General features: G+C 39.5%; 13 protein-coding genes. 1 reads left to right on the top strand and 12 read right to left on the bottom strand.

Translation table 11 applies throughout. From position 1 onward, the window contains the following. Positions 1 to 190: 190 nt before the first annotated feature. Positions 191 to 1,015, bottom strand: a complete 825-nt coding sequence (locus ACHCNF_RS14260) for a metallophosphoesterase (protein WP_408070413.1) — start codon at positions 1,013 to 1,015, stop codon at positions 191 to 193. 109 nt (positions 1,016 to 1,124) lie between these two features. On the opposite strand from ACHCNF_RS14260, the gene ACHCNF_RS14255 reads away from it, so the two are divergent. Continuing rightward, the gene (locus tag ACHCNF_RS14255; protein ID WP_408070412.1) at positions 1,125 to 1,706 is read left to right on the top strand and encodes a hypothetical protein; all 582 of its coding nucleotides are present in this window, start codon (positions 1,125 to 1,127) and stop codon (positions 1,704 to 1,706) included. Between the two features lie 82 nt (positions 1,707 to 1,788). On the opposite strand, the gene ACHCNF_RS14250 is transcribed toward ACHCNF_RS14255, so the two are convergent. The 11 genes from ACHCNF_RS14250 to ACHCNF_RS14200 all read right to left on the bottom strand — a co-directional run bounded on the left by ACHCNF_RS14250 (position 1,789) and on the right by ACHCNF_RS14200 (position 16,820). Continuing rightward, positions 1,789 to 2,394: a hypothetical protein gene (locus tag ACHCNF_RS14250; protein ID WP_408070411.1), complete on the bottom strand. Its 606-nt coding sequence runs from the start codon at positions 2,392 to 2,394 to the stop codon at positions 1,789 to 1,791. Between the two features lie 136 nt (positions 2,395 to 2,530). Continuing rightward, positions 2,531 to 3,709: an acetyl-CoA C-acetyltransferase gene (locus ACHCNF_RS14245; RefSeq protein WP_408070410.1), complete on the bottom strand. Its 1,179-nt coding sequence runs from the start codon at positions 3,707 to 3,709 to the stop codon at positions 2,531 to 2,533. A 177-nt stretch (positions 3,710 to 3,886) separates the two neighbouring features. Next, the gene (locus tag ACHCNF_RS14240) at positions 3,887 to 4,678 is read right to left on the bottom strand and encodes a fibronectin type III domain-containing protein (RefSeq protein ID WP_408070409.1); all 792 of its coding nucleotides are present in this window, start codon (positions 4,676 to 4,678) and stop codon (positions 3,887 to 3,889) included. 187 nt (positions 4,679 to 4,865) lie between these two features. Then, entirely contained in the window at positions 4,866 to 6,014 is a 1,149-nt protein-coding gene (locus ACHCNF_RS14235; protein WP_408070408.1) for a hypothetical protein, read from the bottom strand. A 150-nt stretch (positions 6,015 to 6,164) separates the two neighbouring features. Continuing rightward, on the bottom strand, positions 6,165 to 7,049 hold the full coding sequence (locus tag ACHCNF_RS14230; RefSeq protein WP_026493312.1) for a hypothetical protein: 885 nt from the start codon (positions 7,047 to 7,049) through the stop codon (positions 6,165 to 6,167). A gap of 157 nt (positions 7,050 to 7,206) precedes the next feature. Continuing rightward, positions 7,207 to 9,498 carry an RNA polymerase sigma factor gene (locus ACHCNF_RS14225; protein WP_408070407.1) on the bottom strand — a complete coding sequence of 764 codons (2,292 nt, stop codon included), beginning with the start codon at positions 9,496 to 9,498 and terminating at the stop codon, positions 7,207 to 7,209. A 391-nt stretch (positions 9,499 to 9,889) separates the two neighbouring features. Next, complete coding sequence (locus ACHCNF_RS14220; protein WP_408070406.1) at positions 9,890 to 12,199, bottom strand: glycogen/starch/alpha-glucan phosphorylase; 2,310 nt, start codon at positions 12,197 to 12,199, stop codon at positions 9,890 to 9,892. A gap of 196 nt (positions 12,200 to 12,395) precedes the next feature. Further along, positions 12,396 to 13,439 (bottom strand): LacI family DNA-binding transcriptional regulator, encoded by a 1,044-nt coding sequence (locus ACHCNF_RS14215; RefSeq protein WP_408070405.1) that lies wholly within the window; start codon positions 13,437 to 13,439, stop codon positions 12,396 to 12,398. A gap of 115 nt (positions 13,440 to 13,554) precedes the next feature. Beyond that, positions 13,555 to 14,580, bottom strand: coding sequence for an SGNH/GDSL hydrolase family protein (locus ACHCNF_RS14210; protein WP_408070404.1), 1,026 nt, complete (start codon positions 14,578 to 14,580; stop codon positions 13,555 to 13,557). Positions 14,581 to 14,754: 174 nt separating this feature from the next. After that, on the bottom strand, positions 14,755 to 15,369 hold the full coding sequence (locus ACHCNF_RS14205; protein ID WP_408070403.1) for a VanZ family protein: 615 nt from the start codon (positions 15,367 to 15,369) through the stop codon (positions 14,755 to 14,757). Beyond that, positions 15,366 to 16,820 (bottom strand): FxLYD domain-containing protein, encoded by a 1,455-nt coding sequence (locus ACHCNF_RS14200; RefSeq protein WP_408070402.1) that lies wholly within the window; start codon positions 16,818 to 16,820, stop codon positions 15,366 to 15,368. Before ACHCNF_RS14200 ends, ACHCNF_RS14205 begins: the two co-directional genes overlap by 4 nt. Between the last annotated feature and the right edge of the window lie 109 nt (positions 16,821 to 16,929).

Raw genomic sequence — 16,929 nt, 5'->3', positions numbered from 1 at the left:
TCCGACTGCAAACAATTAAAAAAGCCATAAGCATTGGCTTATGGCATGGGGTGTTTCAACATTTTAATTCATTCCGACTGTAAACAATTAAAAAAAGCCAAAATGCGTTCAGGAATCCTGCGTTCCGCAGGATACGCCACTCGCTTTGCGAGGACCTGGTCCAGTACGATTATTGAATTTCTGAGAAAATTCAATAATCTATAGTTATTACCACAACTTCCGGATGATTAAAGAACCTCGGATATGGCATTCTCTCGCGAGCAAGTCCCCGGCTAACAACCATCTTGGTACCATTATCCAGCTCATAGAGACCATCCACGTAACGCGGAAAGAGCCCCTGATTCGGTGCTACAAATCCAGTCTGAGTAAACGGTATTTTCCACTGACCACCGTGAGCATGTCCGCATACCACAAGGTCAAAGCTGTGTTGCTTATAAGTGTCTACTCTCTCAGGTCTGTGTGATAAAAGTATTTTAAAATTCTCCGGATTGGTCTCATTTTCTGCTTCCCGTATTTGTCTTTCCCATTCTTCAGCTGGCATAATGGTTGGATCGTCAACTCCACCGATATCAATATTATTTCCATTTAGAGAAATGGTTTCCGAATTACCTTCAAGCACAACTACGCCATAAGCCCTGAGTTTTTCTTTAATCTCTGCTTCTTTACCGCTCCAAAGCTCATGATTACCCGTAACATAATAGCAATGATATGCCTCTGCAATCTGCTTACAGAAAATTTCAGCATTGTCCATACTTAATCTATCATCAAAAATATCACCGGATAAAAGAATCGCATCCACGTTTTCTTTATCAATCCTGTAAATCAAATCTGCCTGATTTTCGCCGTAATACCCTGAATGAAGATCTGTAATCAGGGCAAACTTTACCGGCTTACTGATTTTCCCTTCACTGCTTATGGAAATATGCTCCGTAACTGGTCTTTCATACCATGCAGATATCACGATCACTATAAACAAAAAAATTACACTTCTCTTTATCCACTTCTTATTTTTCACTCTTCTTCCACCTTTTCAAAAAGCCTCAAATTCCAGGAAAATCCTTGCCTTGTAATACATATGTAATATATAATGCTTTGAGAAAAAGTTCAATTTGGAGGGAATTATAATGAAAAAAAGAAACAAATTACGAAGCTTAGCATCTAAAGCTTTGGGGCTTACATTAGCCTTCTGCATGGCACTTTCCTTTTGTGCCCCTTTAAACGTTGAAGCTAAAAAGGTCAAGACACTAAAAGTAAAACATTTGGACAACTATACATCCAGAATAGACTATGTGGATAGTATAGCTACTACTGTAAAAAAGGGCAGCTACAAAGTTAAAGTTAAAACCAGACGTGGGTACGGAATGACAGAATGTTATTTAAAATTCGTTGCGCCCAAAACAAATACATACCGTGTAACTGTCAGCGATTTAAAAATGTACCTGAAGAACAATAAAAGCGCCCGTCCTTTCGGTTCCTTCACTTTTAATAAGCCAAATTCAAAAACAGAATGTATAGAACATGCTGACAACGGAACCGGAGAATGGTCGCTTTATGTTAGTTCCAATAAATCCAGGCCATCAATTTACAAGCCGAAAAGAACAGGTAAGATACACTTAGATGAAGGTGAAGTCCTTTACGTTTGTATTTCTGTAGCCTCTGATGCCACTAGAGAAAAATACTGTACCGCTAATGTCAAAATAAAATAAGCAGTTCTAAAAAAATGGTAACCCCTGACTTAGAGGTTACCATTTTTATCACTACGCTTTGCTCAAATAGATTCAAAATCAACTATCTGAGGTTTCCGAAAAATTCGTCTCCGCCGGTGCCATTTCCCGGACTTTTGCCATTTCCGCCAAAGCCATCATAGTCATCTCCGTCGAAGTCATCGCCATCTTCGAAGTCATCATCATCAAAGCCCTCGCCGTAGTCTCCGTCCTCATCGTCTTCGTCAAAGTCCTCGTCGTAGACTCCATCTTCATCGTCTTCGTCATAGTCCTCATCATCTTCATCATCAAGATCTTCTTCATCAAAGTCATACTCATCATCTTCGCCATCAAGATCTTCATAATCATATTCAGAATCCAAGTATCCTTCCGCCTCCAGACGATCTCTGACGTCTCTGTCAAAGTCAAGGTCATACACATCAGGATCAAGTCCTGCTGCCTTTAGCATATCCCGGCGTTCGTCCTCATCTGCCCTGAGAAATTCATCAAAATCAAGCCCTGCATTGCAGACATCTTCAACAAGTTCAGCGTCCACATATACTGTAAAATCCGCTCCATCACCGTCAAAGTCATCATCAATATAAGGCAAGTCTTCAGGAAAAATGGAGAACATTTTTCCGTTTTCATCAAAATCAAGTGGACCAAAGCCTTTTCCAAGGTTAACGTTCATATAAGTCCAAATACCTCTTAAAATGTGATTAAAAAGCTCGATAATACCTCGCTAAGTATGATTATGGTAGTTCGACTCTCACTCCGTTCGATCGAACAAGTAAAACACTAAGCTCGATAATACCTCGCTAAGTGTTTTATCTTTCTACGATAGCTGCGGCACCCATTCCGCCACCAACGCAGAGAGTAGCAAGTCCCTTCTTGGCATCGCGTCTTTGCATCTCATAAAGGAGAGTTACAAGAATACGGCAGCCTGAGCATCCTACAGGATGTCCAAGGGCAATCGCACCACCGTTTACATTGAGCTTATTTAAGTCAAATCCAAGCTCTTTTCCTACTGCTACAGACTGAGCTGCGAATGCTTCGTTAGCTTCAATGAGGTCAAAATCAGAAATCTGATATCCGGCCTTAGCCATTGTCTTCTTGGTAGCTGCAACAGGACCAATACCCATGATACGGGGCTCAACACCTGCAAGCTCACCTGCAATCCATGTAGCCATAGGTTTAATGCCAAGTTCCTTGGCTTTCTCTTCACTCATAACAACAATAGCTGCGGCACCGTCATTGATACCTGAAGAATTTGCAGCTGTTACCATTCCATCCTTCTTAAATGCAGGGCGGAGCTTTGAGATGTTTTCCTTTGTTACACCTGCTCTGGGTCCTTCATCCTTATCAAAAATAACTGTGCCCTTCTTGGTCTTAATCTCTACCGGAACGATTTCCTCATCAAATACGCCGTTTGCCTGAGCCTTCTCGCACTTCTGCTGACTGTTTGCTGCAAACTCGTCAAGCTCTTCTCTTGTAAGGCCCCACTGCTCACAGATATTCTCTGCTGTGATACCCATGTGGAATCCGCCGAATGCATCTGTAAGAGCATCCTTTATCATAGTATCGATGAGTTCGCCATTGTTCATACGATAACCAAATCTTGCGTTCTGAAGAGCATAAGGAGCTCTTGACATATTCTCAGTACCGCCTGCTACGATAATATCAGCATCCCCCATGGAAATAAGCTTTGCTGCAAGGTTTACACAATGAAGACCTGATCCGCATAGAACGTTAATTGTTGTAGCCGGAACCTCAACCGGAATTCCTGCATTAACTGCTGCCTGACGTGCTACGTTCTGACCTGTACCAGCCTGAATTACGCAGCCCATATATACTTCATCAACCTGCTCAGGCTTAACACCTGAACGCTTTAAAGCTTCCTTAATAACAATTGTTCCAAGATCGGGAGCAGAAATATCCTTTAACGCTCCTCCCATAACACCGATTGCTGTTCTGCATGCACCTGCTAAAACTACCTTACGTGCCATGACACATCCTCCTTTTATTGTTAATTGTCACATTATTATTATTTCCTCATGAAAATAAGGAACAACTAATAAAATTATAACACATTAAACTGACAATCTTCAGCCAATCTTCCTCTGAAATAGAAAAAGACAGCTGCAGATCTCTCTACAACTGTCCTTTCATACTGATTATTCCATTTATTTTATTTTTGCACTTTTTGCCTTAGACCAATCTGAATAATACCTGGTATTATTGTGCTCAGCATATGTTCTGATTCTGAAATAATACTTCTTATGCCTCTTAAGCTTACCTATTGTAACCTTTCTTTTATTGTTTCCTGCAATTCTTGTCTGTCCAACCTCGAATGATTTTGTTCTTACATTTTTTGCAAATTTCTTACTGGTAGAGTACTGGATTTCATAACCGTTTACGCCTGTGACTTCCTTAAAAGTAACCTCTGCCTTTTTCTTCGCTGTCGATTTTACCTTAGTTACTTTTCCGCTCACCGGTGCAGCAAAATTCTCAAACACTGTTTTTAATTTGTAGCTCTGATTTTTACTACTATCACGGCGGCTTTCACTCTTTACTCTGATATAATATGTGCCTGCTGAGAGCTCTTTTGTATCTGTTCCTGTCCAAGGTGAATCATCAACATTAGGCTGTCCTGTATTCATTACTCTTTTTTCAGTATCAGAGCTGTTAAAAACATCAACCTCCATATGGCTGGTATTTTTTATCATAAGACAAATCTTGAACTTACCATCTGTAGGCAGTATAACTTTATAAAAATCCTGACTGGCAACGCCTATTTCATTCCAGTCACCCCAATCCATGTTAGCCGGTATCTCTATAGCTGTGTCAAAAGATTTTCCTCCTGCAGCTTCGGCAACAATTCCGGTTTCCGAACCAAATGCACCGATTGGGCTAACTACCATAGTTAATGCCAGCAGCGCTCCTCCAATCTGTCTTAGTAATTTTTCTTTTTTCATCCTCTTTTCCCTCTTTTCTTTAAAATGTCATACAACTTTTCCATTGTACCACAAAACATCTGATATATGGTAATAATTTATCCTAAAATTCGTTATCTAATTTTATATATAATTGTGATTGGATGAGATTGTTGCATAAAAAATCCGGAAACCTACGAGATTTCCGGATTTTGATAGTTTATTTCATTTACTTTATTTTTGCACTCTTTGCCTTTGACCAATCTGAATAGAATCTGGCATTGTTATTTTCAACATAAGTTCTTACTCTGAAGTAATACTTCTTATGTCTCTTAAGCTTGCTTATTGTAACCTTCCTTTTGGTATTTCCTGCACTTTCAGTCTTTTCAGCCTTGAATGTTTTTGTTTTAACTTTCTTGTTGAATTTTTTGTCTGTTGAGTACTGGATCTGATAGCCGCTAACACCTGTAGTTTTCTTAAAGGTAACATCTGCCTTTTTCTTCTTTGAAGATTTCACTTTGGTTACTTTACTCGCTTCGATAGTAGATCCCTTTACAGAAAAAGAGTATTTTGTGTCTTTAGCATTTATTTTTATATAATACACACCAGGCACAAGGTATAATTCTCCTGTTCGATTAACACCTGACTCATCGTGATTTCCACCTTTTAGTGATAACTTTTCTTCAGTAAGATCGGAATTATAGATTTTTGCTTCAAATTGAGATGTCTCATAGGTTCCATAAATTGTAATATTAAATGTGTATTTCCCTTCCTTATCAATACTAAATCTATACCAATCTACCTGATCTGTACTTGTACCGGAATCTGTAACTACTGAGTTAATAACATATTCCTTCGGATTATCATAACTATCTTCATTTGTTTCAGATACTCCAAAACCATTAAAGCCTATTTGTATCTTATAATTCTGGTAACCATTGCCCTTATCTTTATTTCTGACACCCTTTCCAGTAACTTCAATGTAGTAAGTTCCCGCTGATAAAACACGTTTATCGGATTCTGTCACAGGAGCTTCTTCTTCTGTCCCGAAAATAGTTTGTACATGACACAAGATATCCGTGTTCTTCTCTTTACGAAGAAATGCGCTCACGCCATAACAATTCTTAAATGTAGCATTTAATGTAAACTCCCCATCTTCGGTCAAAACCACTTTGTAGAAGTGTGTTCCTTCATCAACAAGTGGTGTCCATGCTGTCGATTCCGAATTAGGCGTTAGTATAGTTGCAGTATCCTGTGTTTCACCTGCTGCCTTAGCCGTAAGTTTTGTCTCAGGAGCAAATGTGCTAAAAGATGCAACTGTCATAGACATTGCCAGAAGCAATGCTCCCGCTTTTTTTAGTAAACCACTTTTCTTCATCTTCATTTCCCTCTTTTCTTTTTAATTCCAGGCATCCGCAAAAAGCGAATTTCTTGAACATTTTTCTTATGTTCTGTCCTCATACAACCTGTTAATTATATCACAACATAGTTTTATAGGTATCTAGCAACCTTGTTTTTCACTTCAAATTTATCGTAAGTTTTTCGCTGCCTCGACATCTGCACCTTCTACAATCTTAAGTTCTTTCTGGAAAAGCTGAACATACTCCTCTGCATAATCCGCAGCATCTTTAACATCATATAGCGTGTTTATTGATACTCTTCCACCAATTGCATGAACATAATATGTATCCGTTTCATCTCCGGGAAGTATTATGTAAAATTTTAATGTCTTTGATACACCATACTTTTCATCAACAACAGCATCTTCACGTTGAAATACATAAATAAATCCGTCCTTTCGTATGACGGTTGATTTTGCCCTGTCTACATGATCAGTTTCCGAAAAAATCCCAAACACATCATCATCGGCAAAATCCTTAACTGCTCTTCCACTCTCATTATGATGATCAAAATAACCATCATGCTCAGATTTTACATTGATAGAGTGTACCCCATTTGAATTTATATTAGCTCCATCAAGGTTTGCAAAGCTCTTATATCCCGGAAGGACATCCTCACTATATATTTCACGACCAACACCTTTTAGAAGATTTTCTCTGTATTCAATGAGTTTCCTAGGTACCGGTGCCACAACTCCGTACCCAATTCCATTTTCTTCAATTGTTCCAATATGGACTTCAGTCGTATCGACAAGCCACTCTGGGTGAGGATCCTGTTTCTGCGCTTCAACCTCTGCTTCCTCTTCCGCTCTCTTCTTCATGTCTGCCTCATACTCAGACTGTATGGCATTTTGCATTTCATAAATTTCCTCTTCCCTGCCATCAGCCTTTGCCTCACTGATTATTGCATTGTACCCTTCTGCAAGACTCAGCGGACTCTCATCATACTTCTTTCCGCAGCCAGTGATGCAAATTGCAAGTAATGTGATTGTAAAAATAATTGTTTTCTTCATGCTTTTCTCCCTCCGTATTGTATTATGTTGTTCTATCTATAAGTACCGGCGAGTTTTGATTCGGTTTTATATTTTTGAAAAATCTTTCAAAAAATTTTTGCACAAAAAGAATCCGTAAATCTTTAAGAATATCTTAAGATTCCCGGATTGTGAAAGTTTATTTCAGTTTCATCCAAACTGGTACTTTTCCATCCTTTATTTTCTGTGTTAAACCTATTGCACTACTTTCTTCTTCGGACATTCCCGTTACATTATCCGTTTCTTCATTCGTTTCAGGATTTATTTCTACATCGTTAATGTATGTGTCATAATAATTTCCTTCTTTGTTAAGAAAACCGTTCTCCTTACCGTTGCTATATGCTCCGCCACTACCAGAAGATGAAATATAGCCGTACTCGTTCATTTCTATAGTGTATCTGCTCCATGCAATATTTGAATAAATAGTCTCCAGCCTTCCATCTATGTTTTTAATTACTATATATTCATTCCAGGGTTCAATATCCGGTACCGGACTAATTATATGAAGTGCCAATTCCGGGATTCCATCATCTCCACAATCTATATATGCATAATCGACTTCTTCCAGAATAACAAATTCTTCACCCCAGTCCTTTCGAAGATAACCAACTACTGCATCAATAAGCTCATCAAGATATAAATCCTGTTCATAATAGCTTGATAAATCAAGATAACTGACATCTCCCTTATTATTTCTCGAAGAAAAATGAACCGGAACCGAGTTTGCCAGGAATTTTTCATACAGTTCTTTATCATCTGTCTTCGCAGAATCTTCATTTTTGTTTGGATCATCCTCTGCTTCTTTGAACTCAGTAATAATAAGTCCGTCAAATATCTCAGGATTCCCACCACTTACAGCCTTTGCGGTAAACGAAATAATATCATTACTATCGCTTGTTTCAAAATATGGTGATTCCCAACTATATTGACCATTTAAAATATAAGTCCCATCACCATTGTTCGTTATATCAAGATTTTTGAAAACAATATAATCTTCAGGAAAATCCACTTGTCCAAATACATTATCAGAATCTGGCGTAACACCATCATCATCGTAATCATAATCATCTGGTATTGTAATACCCAAAGAATTATAAAAATCTTTTATAAACTGAGCATCTAATTTGTCTGATTCTTTCCATGGAAAACCTGCTTTTCCTGCCGGATTTATATATAACGTTTCCACTGCATAATACCTTGCCCCCGTAACATAATCAGATTCAGGTAATCCGAATTGCAAAAAATACCCAACCGCATCAATAATCTGTATTTTTGCACTCTCAGACAGAACAATATCCTCTGCCTCTTTATTTTTTACTTCTTCATCCTCTAGTGCTTCTTTCAGAGCTTTTTCACTAGCTGAATCATCTTCCATGTCATTAGTTTGAGACTCCGCCACTTTCTCTGTGTCATTATTCGAGTTTTCATCAGCATCTTGATTCGTTATCTCTTCTGAATCACCATCCCCTTCATCTTCAATAATCTCTGCTTCCTGCGAATTCTGTTTAACAGCATAATATGTCGCACCAGCCCCGGCGCCTGCTCCCACCAGAATTGCCCCCGCTATGATCAATGTCTTAACACTTAGGGATAATCCTGCACCGGCACCTGAAGAAGCCACTGCAGCATTAGCTCCAACAGCAGATCCTGCCTCTGCCACCTTTACAGCTCCCGACACAGCCATTTTTGCTGACATACCTGCTCCTGCATTACCGAGCGCAATAGCTCCGGGTGTAAGGCCGACCTTTGCACAGCTTCCTACGTAGATGTCCTCTGCAGCTTTAGCTGAAAGCTTTGTATTCTCGGCCATAAGCTTGATTGCATAGTACAATGTAGGAAGTGCAACAACATGAAGTCTGATACCGTCGCGTTTTTCCGTTCCTTCAACCTTATCCTTAAGGAATTTTCGGGCATAGTTCAGGCGGCTCTTAACCGTTCCTTCTGAACAGTCCTGCATCTGCGCAATTTCTCCGACTGAAAAACCGTCGAAATAATATGCGATGACAGCAGCCTTCTGAACCTCCGGAAGTTCACCTATAAATTCCTGAATAATCCTGCTTGTTTCCTTCTGGTCTGTCGATAATTCAGGCAGCGATGTAATATCATTACTCTCAAGTGTCTCAAAGATATCCTTTCCTTCCTCATCAACATTTGGAAGCACATCCTTTTTCTTACGAAAAATTTTCATTCCCTGATTATGGCAGATTCCGTCCAACCATCCGAAAAGAGACTCCGCATTCTGCAGGCTCTTTATGTTCTTGTAGGCCTCAATATATACAATCTGTGTAAGGTCCTGCGCATCAGCTTCATCCTTCATGTATGCCTTTGCACGAAAATAAACATGATTGTATGTAGCAGAATATACCGCATTAAAGCCCTCTTCTTTTCCCTCAGCCATCTCCTCGATGGCTCTTTTCAACTTTTCATCCATTCTCCATATCTCCATTCAATATTTTTACTATAGTTGTCGAAACCGCTCTCCTCCTTTCCCTGGTTCTACTAATAAGTACCGGGAAAAAGATCTTCGGTTTTATAATCTTGAATTATTTTTTTATTTAATAACGATTTATTTTACCATATTATCTTTCTATGTTTTTTCAGAAAACACACCTGGATATTTGCTCCTGAGCATCGACAGATGAACATGAAAGTTTGTCCGTCTGCTCATACCTTTGCAAGAATAAACAGATGCAAAAAAAGTGTATGCAATTCTCAATCGATTGTGCGCTTACGCAATGAGATTGAAATTACATACACTTATTTACATTTCATACGGACTTAATACCCTGGAATGGCGTCCGAATTTATCAGTTAAATTTTTATTAGTTCAATTTCCAGATATCTCTGTTGTACTCTTTAATTGTTCTGTCGGATGAGAAGAATCCTGCCTTCGCAATATTGGTCAGCATCATTCTCTTCCACTTGTCACGGTTCTCATAGTCTGCAAAAATGAGATCCTTTTCACGGATATAATCCTCAAGGTCGATAAGAGTCATAAACCAGTCCTTGTTAAGGAGCTCGTCCTGGAGACGCTTAAGGTTAGTCTTATTACCTACTGCAAGGCACTGCTTGGAAGTAATGAAATCTACTGCCTCCTTGATTACCTTACTCTTCTTGTAATAATCCTTTGATACGTAATCAGCCTTCTTGTAGTGTGCAATAACTTCATCAGCACTGATACCGAAGATATAGATATTGTCATCACCTACGAGATTGTGAATCTCAACGTTAGCACCATCATCAGTACCAAGAGTAACTGCACCGTTAAGCATGAACTTCATGTTACTTGTGCCTGATGCCTCCTTTGATGCAAGTGAGATCTGTTCAGATACATCACAAGCAGGGATGAGCTTCTCAGCGTAGCTTACGTTGTAGTTCTCAACCATAACAACCTTCATGTAAGGTGATACATCGGGATCATTCTTAACGATCTCCTGCAAGCAAAGAAGAAGGTGAATAATATCCTGAGCAATAACGTAAGCAGGCGCAGCCTTTGCTCCAAAGAGGAATGTAAGCGGACGAACCGGCTTTTTACCACCCTTGATCTCAAGGCATTTATGAATGATATAAAGTGCATTCATCTGCTGACGCTTGTACTCATGAAGTCTCTTAACCTGAATATCAAAAATAGAGTCAGGATCAACCTCAACGCCCTCGTGCTCTTTAAGATAAGCTGCAAGCTCCTTCTTTTTCTGCATCTTGATAGCTTCGATTCTATCAAGAACTTCCTGATCATTTACATACTTAAGGAGATCCTCAAGTTTATCCGCATCCTTCTTAAATCCATCACCTATTGTCTCAGAGAGGAACTCTGTGAGAGGGTGATTGCAGGACATAAGCCATCTTCTGAAGGTTACACCGTTAGTCTTATTGTTGAATTTTTCAGGGTATAACTTATAAAAATCGTTAAGCTCTGTATCTTTAAGAATATCAGTATGAATAGCAGCAACACCATTTACAGAGAATCCATAATGGATGTCGATAAATGCCATGTGTACCTTCTTATCCTTGTCAATGATCTGAACTGCAGGATCCTTAACCTTAGCACGGATTCTCTTATCAAGCTCCTTGATATAAGGAACAAGCTGAGGAACAACCTTCTCAAGATACTTAAGAGGCCATGTTTCAAGCGCCTCTGCAAGAATTGTGTGGTTAGTATATGCGCAGGTCTTGGATACAACATCGATAGCATCATCCATTGAAAATGCCTTATCCTCAACAAGTATTCTGATAAGCTCAGGAATTATCATTGTAGGATGTGTATCATTGATCTGGATTACAGCATGCTTGTAAAGCTCTCTGAGATCATACTGACGTTCCTTCTGCTCTCTTAAGATAAGCTGTGCTGCGTTACTTACAAGGAAGTACTCCTGGTAGATTCTAAGGAGGTTACCTGCCTCATCAGAGTCATCGGGATAGAGGAAAAGTGTAAGGTTTTTCTCTATCTCTTCCTTATCAAAGCTGATGCCCTTTTTCACAAGGCTCTCATCAATAGTCTCAATATCGAAAAGTCTGAGCTTGTTAACACCTGTGTCGTATCCTACAACATTCATGTTGTAAAGTCTTGAAACCACCTTCTTTTTGCCAAAAGCTACTTCAAAAGTAGTATCTGTCTTCTCAAGCCATGACTCCTTCTCAATCCAGGCATCCTTCTCAGCAGTCTGGAGATTGTTCTTAAACACCTGACGGAAAAGTCCGAAGTGATAGTTAAGTCCGATACCCTCGCCTGCAAGACCAAGTGTTGCGATAGAATCAAGGAAACAAGCTGCAAGTCTTCCAAGGCCGCCGTTACCAAGTGACGGCTCAGGCTCACATTCCTCAATGTCTGCCAGATGCTTGCCATTTTTCTCTAAAATCTCATTAACCTTATCATATACTCTAAGATTTATAAGGTTGTTGGAAAGAAGTTTACCAATAAGAAACTCCATTGAAATGTAATAAACCTTCTTCTCTCCGCCTTCAATCTGAGCAACATCCATAAGTCTGTTAGCATACTCAAGAAGAACAACGTATGTCTCCTTGTTAGTAAGATCCTTTATCTCCTTGCCGAATTTATCTTTTGAAATCTCAAGGAGTGCCTCCTCCATGTTTGTTACCAGTACATCCTGCTGTAAATTAGTGTGCTGACTCATTTCATCCTTCCTTTCATACACTATAGTCTCGAGTAAGTGGGACTCCCTACACGGGACTTTTGATTAGATTCTGCCAATTTGCAGAAAACGTTTTCTCATGAACTGAAAATATCATATCACAAGAAAACGTTTTCCGCAATAGCCAAATAATTAATTGTTTATGAAGAAAAAAACAAGACTAATCACTGCAATAGTTTTAACAGATAATGTCTTCGTATTTCAATCTTACAAGGGTATGAGGAAGACGTACGCGTCTTCCGGTAGATCCGTTTAATATCCTGTTAAGCTCTCTTACTCCTTCAGCAGCTACATCTGCGAAGCTTTGCTTTACGGTATTCATCTGTTTTCCAACATATCCCATAAGGATAATTCCATCAAAGCCGCATACAGGGCGGAAAATATCCATATCCATCAAAGCCTTCATGGCACCAATAGCCATAAGATCCGAGCCACAGACAACTATGTCTTTGTTCTTAGCATAGCGAAGTGCTATGTTCCTTGCTTTCAGCTCAGAGAAATCACCATTTCTGATAAAAAGCTTTAATTTCATCTCTTTGGACAGGTCCTCCATTGCTCTTATCTTTTCCTCTGTAACATAGCTGTTTCTCATGCCGGCTATATAGAGAATCTTGTTTCCGGTATTCTCTGTAATGGTCTTTTTTGCCACATCAATCTGAGCCTGATAATGATCTATTCCGACTACAGAAGTGCTGTCATTTACGATATTTCCATCGATAACCACTATCTTGAAATTTTCAGAAGCTATAAGCTGGTGCAGAACCTTGTCGTCATTGTTCATTCCGAAAATGACAATGCCGCTTATGTTCTGGGATGCGAAATATCTGATCATCTCTTCATGACTCATGTGCTCTATCATTGAATAGAACACGGTTATACAGTCAAGTTGTTTTTCCTGAGCCATCCCCAGTGCACCTGATATATACTGCATATCAATCTCATCGATAGCCTGAGTTTTCATATTTAATTTAAGAAGAAGTGCAATTCGCCCTGATCTCTTGGAAGATAAAGCTGCCGCAACCTGATTGGGCACAAAATTAAGGCGTTCAACCGCCTCCATAACCTTCTTCTTAGTTGCTTCACTCACATTTGGATAATTGTTTAAGACCTTTGAAACTGTTGAAATGGCAACCCCTGCTTCTCTTGCCACATCCCTGATAGATACCATCTTATGCCGCCTCACTTGGATAATTACTTCGATCTGTGAAATGCTCTTTTTCATGAAAAAGCCTGCCTGATCAAAGTATCATATTTTCGTTAGTATAGCACAGATTAAATAAAATTAGAATTTAAAAAAGGAAACCCGCTTTCGGATTTCCTTCAAATTATTGATTATATTATGCTGCTTCTTTATTGGCTGCCACCTGATTTACGTAATACGTATAAAGTGACTTGTATGTTGTTTCATTATAATGAAGTCCGTCACCTGTGGAAAAGCCGTGGTTTTGAAGATATGAATATCCGTCAAGCCATCCTACTCTGCTGTCCAGGCCGTCCTTCATCTCGCTGTTAAATGCCTCTATGTCATCGTTTGTGATAGTGGGATAATCACTTACAGGAGTAACGGCTGCATAATAAACAGTAGCACCTGCTGATATCCAGGAATCAATTTTTTTGTTTATCAACTTAATGTATTTTTCTGCATTGTGGAGATCATTTACACCATAATTTATAATGATGACGCTTCCGTCTCCTACACTGGCATCTATCTGTGGAACCGCTTCATTGGAGAAAAATGTATAACCCTCACCGACCTTGGCAATCCACTCATATTCAGAATTTTTAACTGCCTGACTCATTTGAACCGTGCGGGAGTCACCTGCAAAAATGTACTCAACTCCGGGCTCTGCTTCCTGAAGCAGGTCTTCCCTTACATATCCAACCTCATCCTTGTACATCACCTGATACCAGCCGTTGTCTGTAACTCCAAGAACCTCCATCCCGGTATCCCTTTTTACCACTCCGAGCCTGTCAAAATCTGTTCCTGCACCGCTTCTGACATTCACACGATCATTGGAATAAAGTTTCTTTGTATTTTCAAATAAGGTTATTTTATAATCAGCTTTTGTGGAATCATTTTTTAGTAGATTATCCGCTTTATAAGTGCTATTGGCAGAATCGCGCTTTACTACTGCCTTGACTGTCTCTCCTGTTAAGATCCTGGCAGCGCCCTCTGCTGATGCTCTGGTTGGTTCTACTTCAACAGATTCCGCAACGGCCTTCGCAGTATTCCGGGCCTGAAGCCTCTGCACTTCATATTCGGTTACTAAAATTGCCATCATTAGAATTGATACCGCCAGAAAGATCCTGACTAATGGCATGTACTTTCTGCTTCTTGTCTTCCTGCTACCTGTTCTTTTCATAAAAATATAAAATGCTCCGTGATTCCTATGCCAAACAAGTTTATAAGGTTGCAAAAACGAATATTACTAAAGGGAGCTTAAATAACTCCCTTAGTTCGAGATATTAACTCATTTTCACATTTTCGTCAAGCTTCTGTAATATATCACCGGAATCTATGACTATTATAAAAACTATTATTTATCCTTAACTGCAGCAATTACATGGAGCCAGCTTTTATGAAAGAATAGGACAAACGCATATAAAAATCCCCAAATAATCCAACCGATGGCACCGCCCAAAGTGTTTGTCACAACATCATCTATCTCAGCAAAACCAAGCTTAAATAAAAACTGAGTATGCTCAATAAGTGAGGACATTATCACACATGAAACGATGCAAATCAGGGGATTCCTGAATATTTTAAATGCCGCCGGTAACAACATCCCCATAGGGATAAACATAATTATGTTTTCGATAAATAGTGCTTTTCTCGTTGTTGTTATTCCCCAGGAAGATAAAAGATGAAGGTTAACACCGTTATATTGTCCCGGTTCCCTGCTCATAAAAACAATAAAAAGAATTGCACTCACATAAATTAGTAGCGCAAATACAGAAATTGCATGACCTGTACTAAGCTTGCGTTCCTTTTTCAAAAATTTACATACAAGAACATAAAGTACAAAAATTACTCCATAGCAAAGAGCAATTCCAATACCAAGGTTCATATATACAGTCATTCCCTGTATATCAGACACAATTTGACTAATTAGTTCTTCATTCTCTGTAAAAAATTCCGATATCATTTTCATTTACTAACCGCTTCTCTGGCATAAACAACGCACTGCACAATATTAGAGCGCTGCTCTCTTGTGAGAATATAACTTACACCAAAGCTTCGTGTTGCTCCTGCATAAAAATCTGTAATAGAATCCTTGCCGACTGCAATAGCATTGCCTCTGCGATCCAGAGCCACAACAGTGACAGGGATATAGTCCACATTTTTCTCTGTGGTATTTGATACATCCGCTGATAAAGTAAAATATCCGCTTGTATTACTTCCATACATAATATTTGAAATGTCAAAATCAGTACGAGGATCGTTCACACATTTTTCAACATCAAGATCAGGCATTATAAAGTATTCATGAACTCTGTAAAGAGAAAGCCCGGGATACTGTTTTTTCTCAGTTTCTTCCTTACTTGTTCCATTTTCAGAAGATTCAGGAGCAGCATCTCCGTCACTGACTGCAGCGCCGTCTCCTGTCTGTGCATCTAAAGCCGCATCGTCATTAGCACCCGAAGTGACATTTGTGGCTTCTGCGCCGGCTTCAGCAGCCGAAGCGCCGTCTGTAGCTGCCTCTGTAGACTCTCCGGTGCCGGAAGCGCTGTTTCCATCTGAGGAATTTGAATTCTGATCAGATTTATCAGGCTGGTTACCTGATTGCCCTTCTTCAGGAGTCGAAGTTCCCTCCGGCGCCTCGTCAGAAGGCAACAGCTCTGTTCCACCGCTTTGTTTTGATGGATCAGTAGTTGTTGTTCCTCCGTCTGAATCCGCAGCTGCCATAAGCACAGGTTCCTCAACCTTTACCTTAGAAGTTGTAAGTCCCTCTTCCTGCAGCGCTTTTTCAAGTTCCTCTATATCTATGGAATTCATGTCATTATCATTTGTAGCGTCAGGTGCGCTGTTGGCCTCTCCCGGTTTTGGTGTATCTCCCGAAAGATCGCCCTCTTCTATAGTAACAGAGTCCTCTCTTGTCTTAATCTGGCCGTAAGGCACATAGAAAAAGCCCTTTTCTCCCGGTGCAATCACATCCGGTACAGCACGCACGTAATCATAAGAATCCACAACCTCAAGATTTCTGTCCTCTATATCAAATACGGATTCTGTTCCAAGATATAAATTACTTTTCCCTATATTCTCAATCGTTACTACTGCATGAAAACCGGAATAGATACCATCGTCCTCATAAACGAAATTGGTTCCCGTTATTCTATAGTCGATATTCTCTGAAGCTGCTCCACCTGCCTGTACAGTAGTTCCATTGCCGCCATATCCGCTCTGTTCCGGATTATACTTAAAAATCCAATTGCCATCCTTATCATAATAAGCTGAATTATCAAGTGCCTCCTCTTCTGACGGTGCCTCATTTACCTGCTCGGCAGGAGCAGGATTATTTTTCCTATACATATAATATGCACCGAAAATAAACCCTCCAAGCAAAGTCACTATCAGTGCAAAGGTAGTTATTGCATACTTCATACTATTCCCCTCATTAAGGGATTATTCTTTTACCTAAAAGAAAAACCCTTTTCAATACTAGAGTATCAAACATCCATAACCGTTTCAATGATGGTATGGGTGCCTTTTC

The organism is Butyrivibrio sp. NATIVEDY162, from assembly GCF_045999815.1.
Lineage (GTDB): Bacteria > Bacillota > Clostridia > Lachnospirales > Lachnospiraceae > Butyrivibrio.
Note: the sequence above shows the minus strand (reverse complement) of the source record. Positions and strands in the feature narration are given on the sequence as shown.

Coding starts and splice junctions, on each gene's coding strand:
- ACHCNF_RS14255 (WP_408070412.1), top strand. CDS start 1,125: ATGAAAAAAAGAAACAAATTACGAAGCTTAGCATCTAAAGCTTTGGGG.
- ACHCNF_RS14250 (WP_408070411.1), bottom strand. CDS start 2,394: ATGAACGTTAACCTTGGAAAAGGCTTTGGTCCACTTGATTTTGATGAA.
- ACHCNF_RS14245 (WP_408070410.1), bottom strand. CDS start 3,709: ATGGCACGTAAGGTAGTTTTAGCAGGTGCATGCAGAACAGCAATCGGT.
- ACHCNF_RS14240 (WP_408070409.1), bottom strand. CDS start 4,678: ATGAAAAAAGAAAAATTACTAAGACAGATTGGAGGAGCGCTGCTGGCA.
- ACHCNF_RS14235 (WP_408070408.1), bottom strand. CDS start 6,014: ATGAAGAAAAGTGGTTTACTAAAAAAAGCGGGAGCATTGCTTCTGGCA.
- ACHCNF_RS14230 (WP_026493312.1), bottom strand. CDS start 7,049: ATGAAGAAAACAATTATTTTTACAATCACATTACTTGCAATTTGCATC.
- ACHCNF_RS14225 (WP_408070407.1), bottom strand. CDS start 9,498: ATGGATGAAAAGTTGAAAAGAGCCATCGAGGAGATGGCTGAGGGAAAA.
- ACHCNF_RS14220 (WP_408070406.1), bottom strand. CDS start 12,199: ATGAGTCAGCACACTAATTTACAGCAGGATGTACTGGTAACAAACATG.
- ACHCNF_RS14215 (WP_408070405.1), bottom strand. CDS start 13,439: ATGAAAAAGAGCATTTCACAGATCGAAGTAATTATCCAAGTGAGGCGG.
- ACHCNF_RS14210 (WP_408070404.1), bottom strand. CDS start 14,580: ATGAAAAGAACAGGTAGCAGGAAGACAAGAAGCAGAAAGTACATGCCA.
- ACHCNF_RS14205 (WP_408070403.1), bottom strand. CDS start 15,369: ATGAAAATGATATCGGAATTTTTTACAGAGAATGAAGAACTAATTAGT.
- ACHCNF_RS14200 (WP_408070402.1), bottom strand. CDS start 16,820: ATGAAGTATGCAATAACTACCTTTGCACTGATAGTGACTTTGCTTGGA.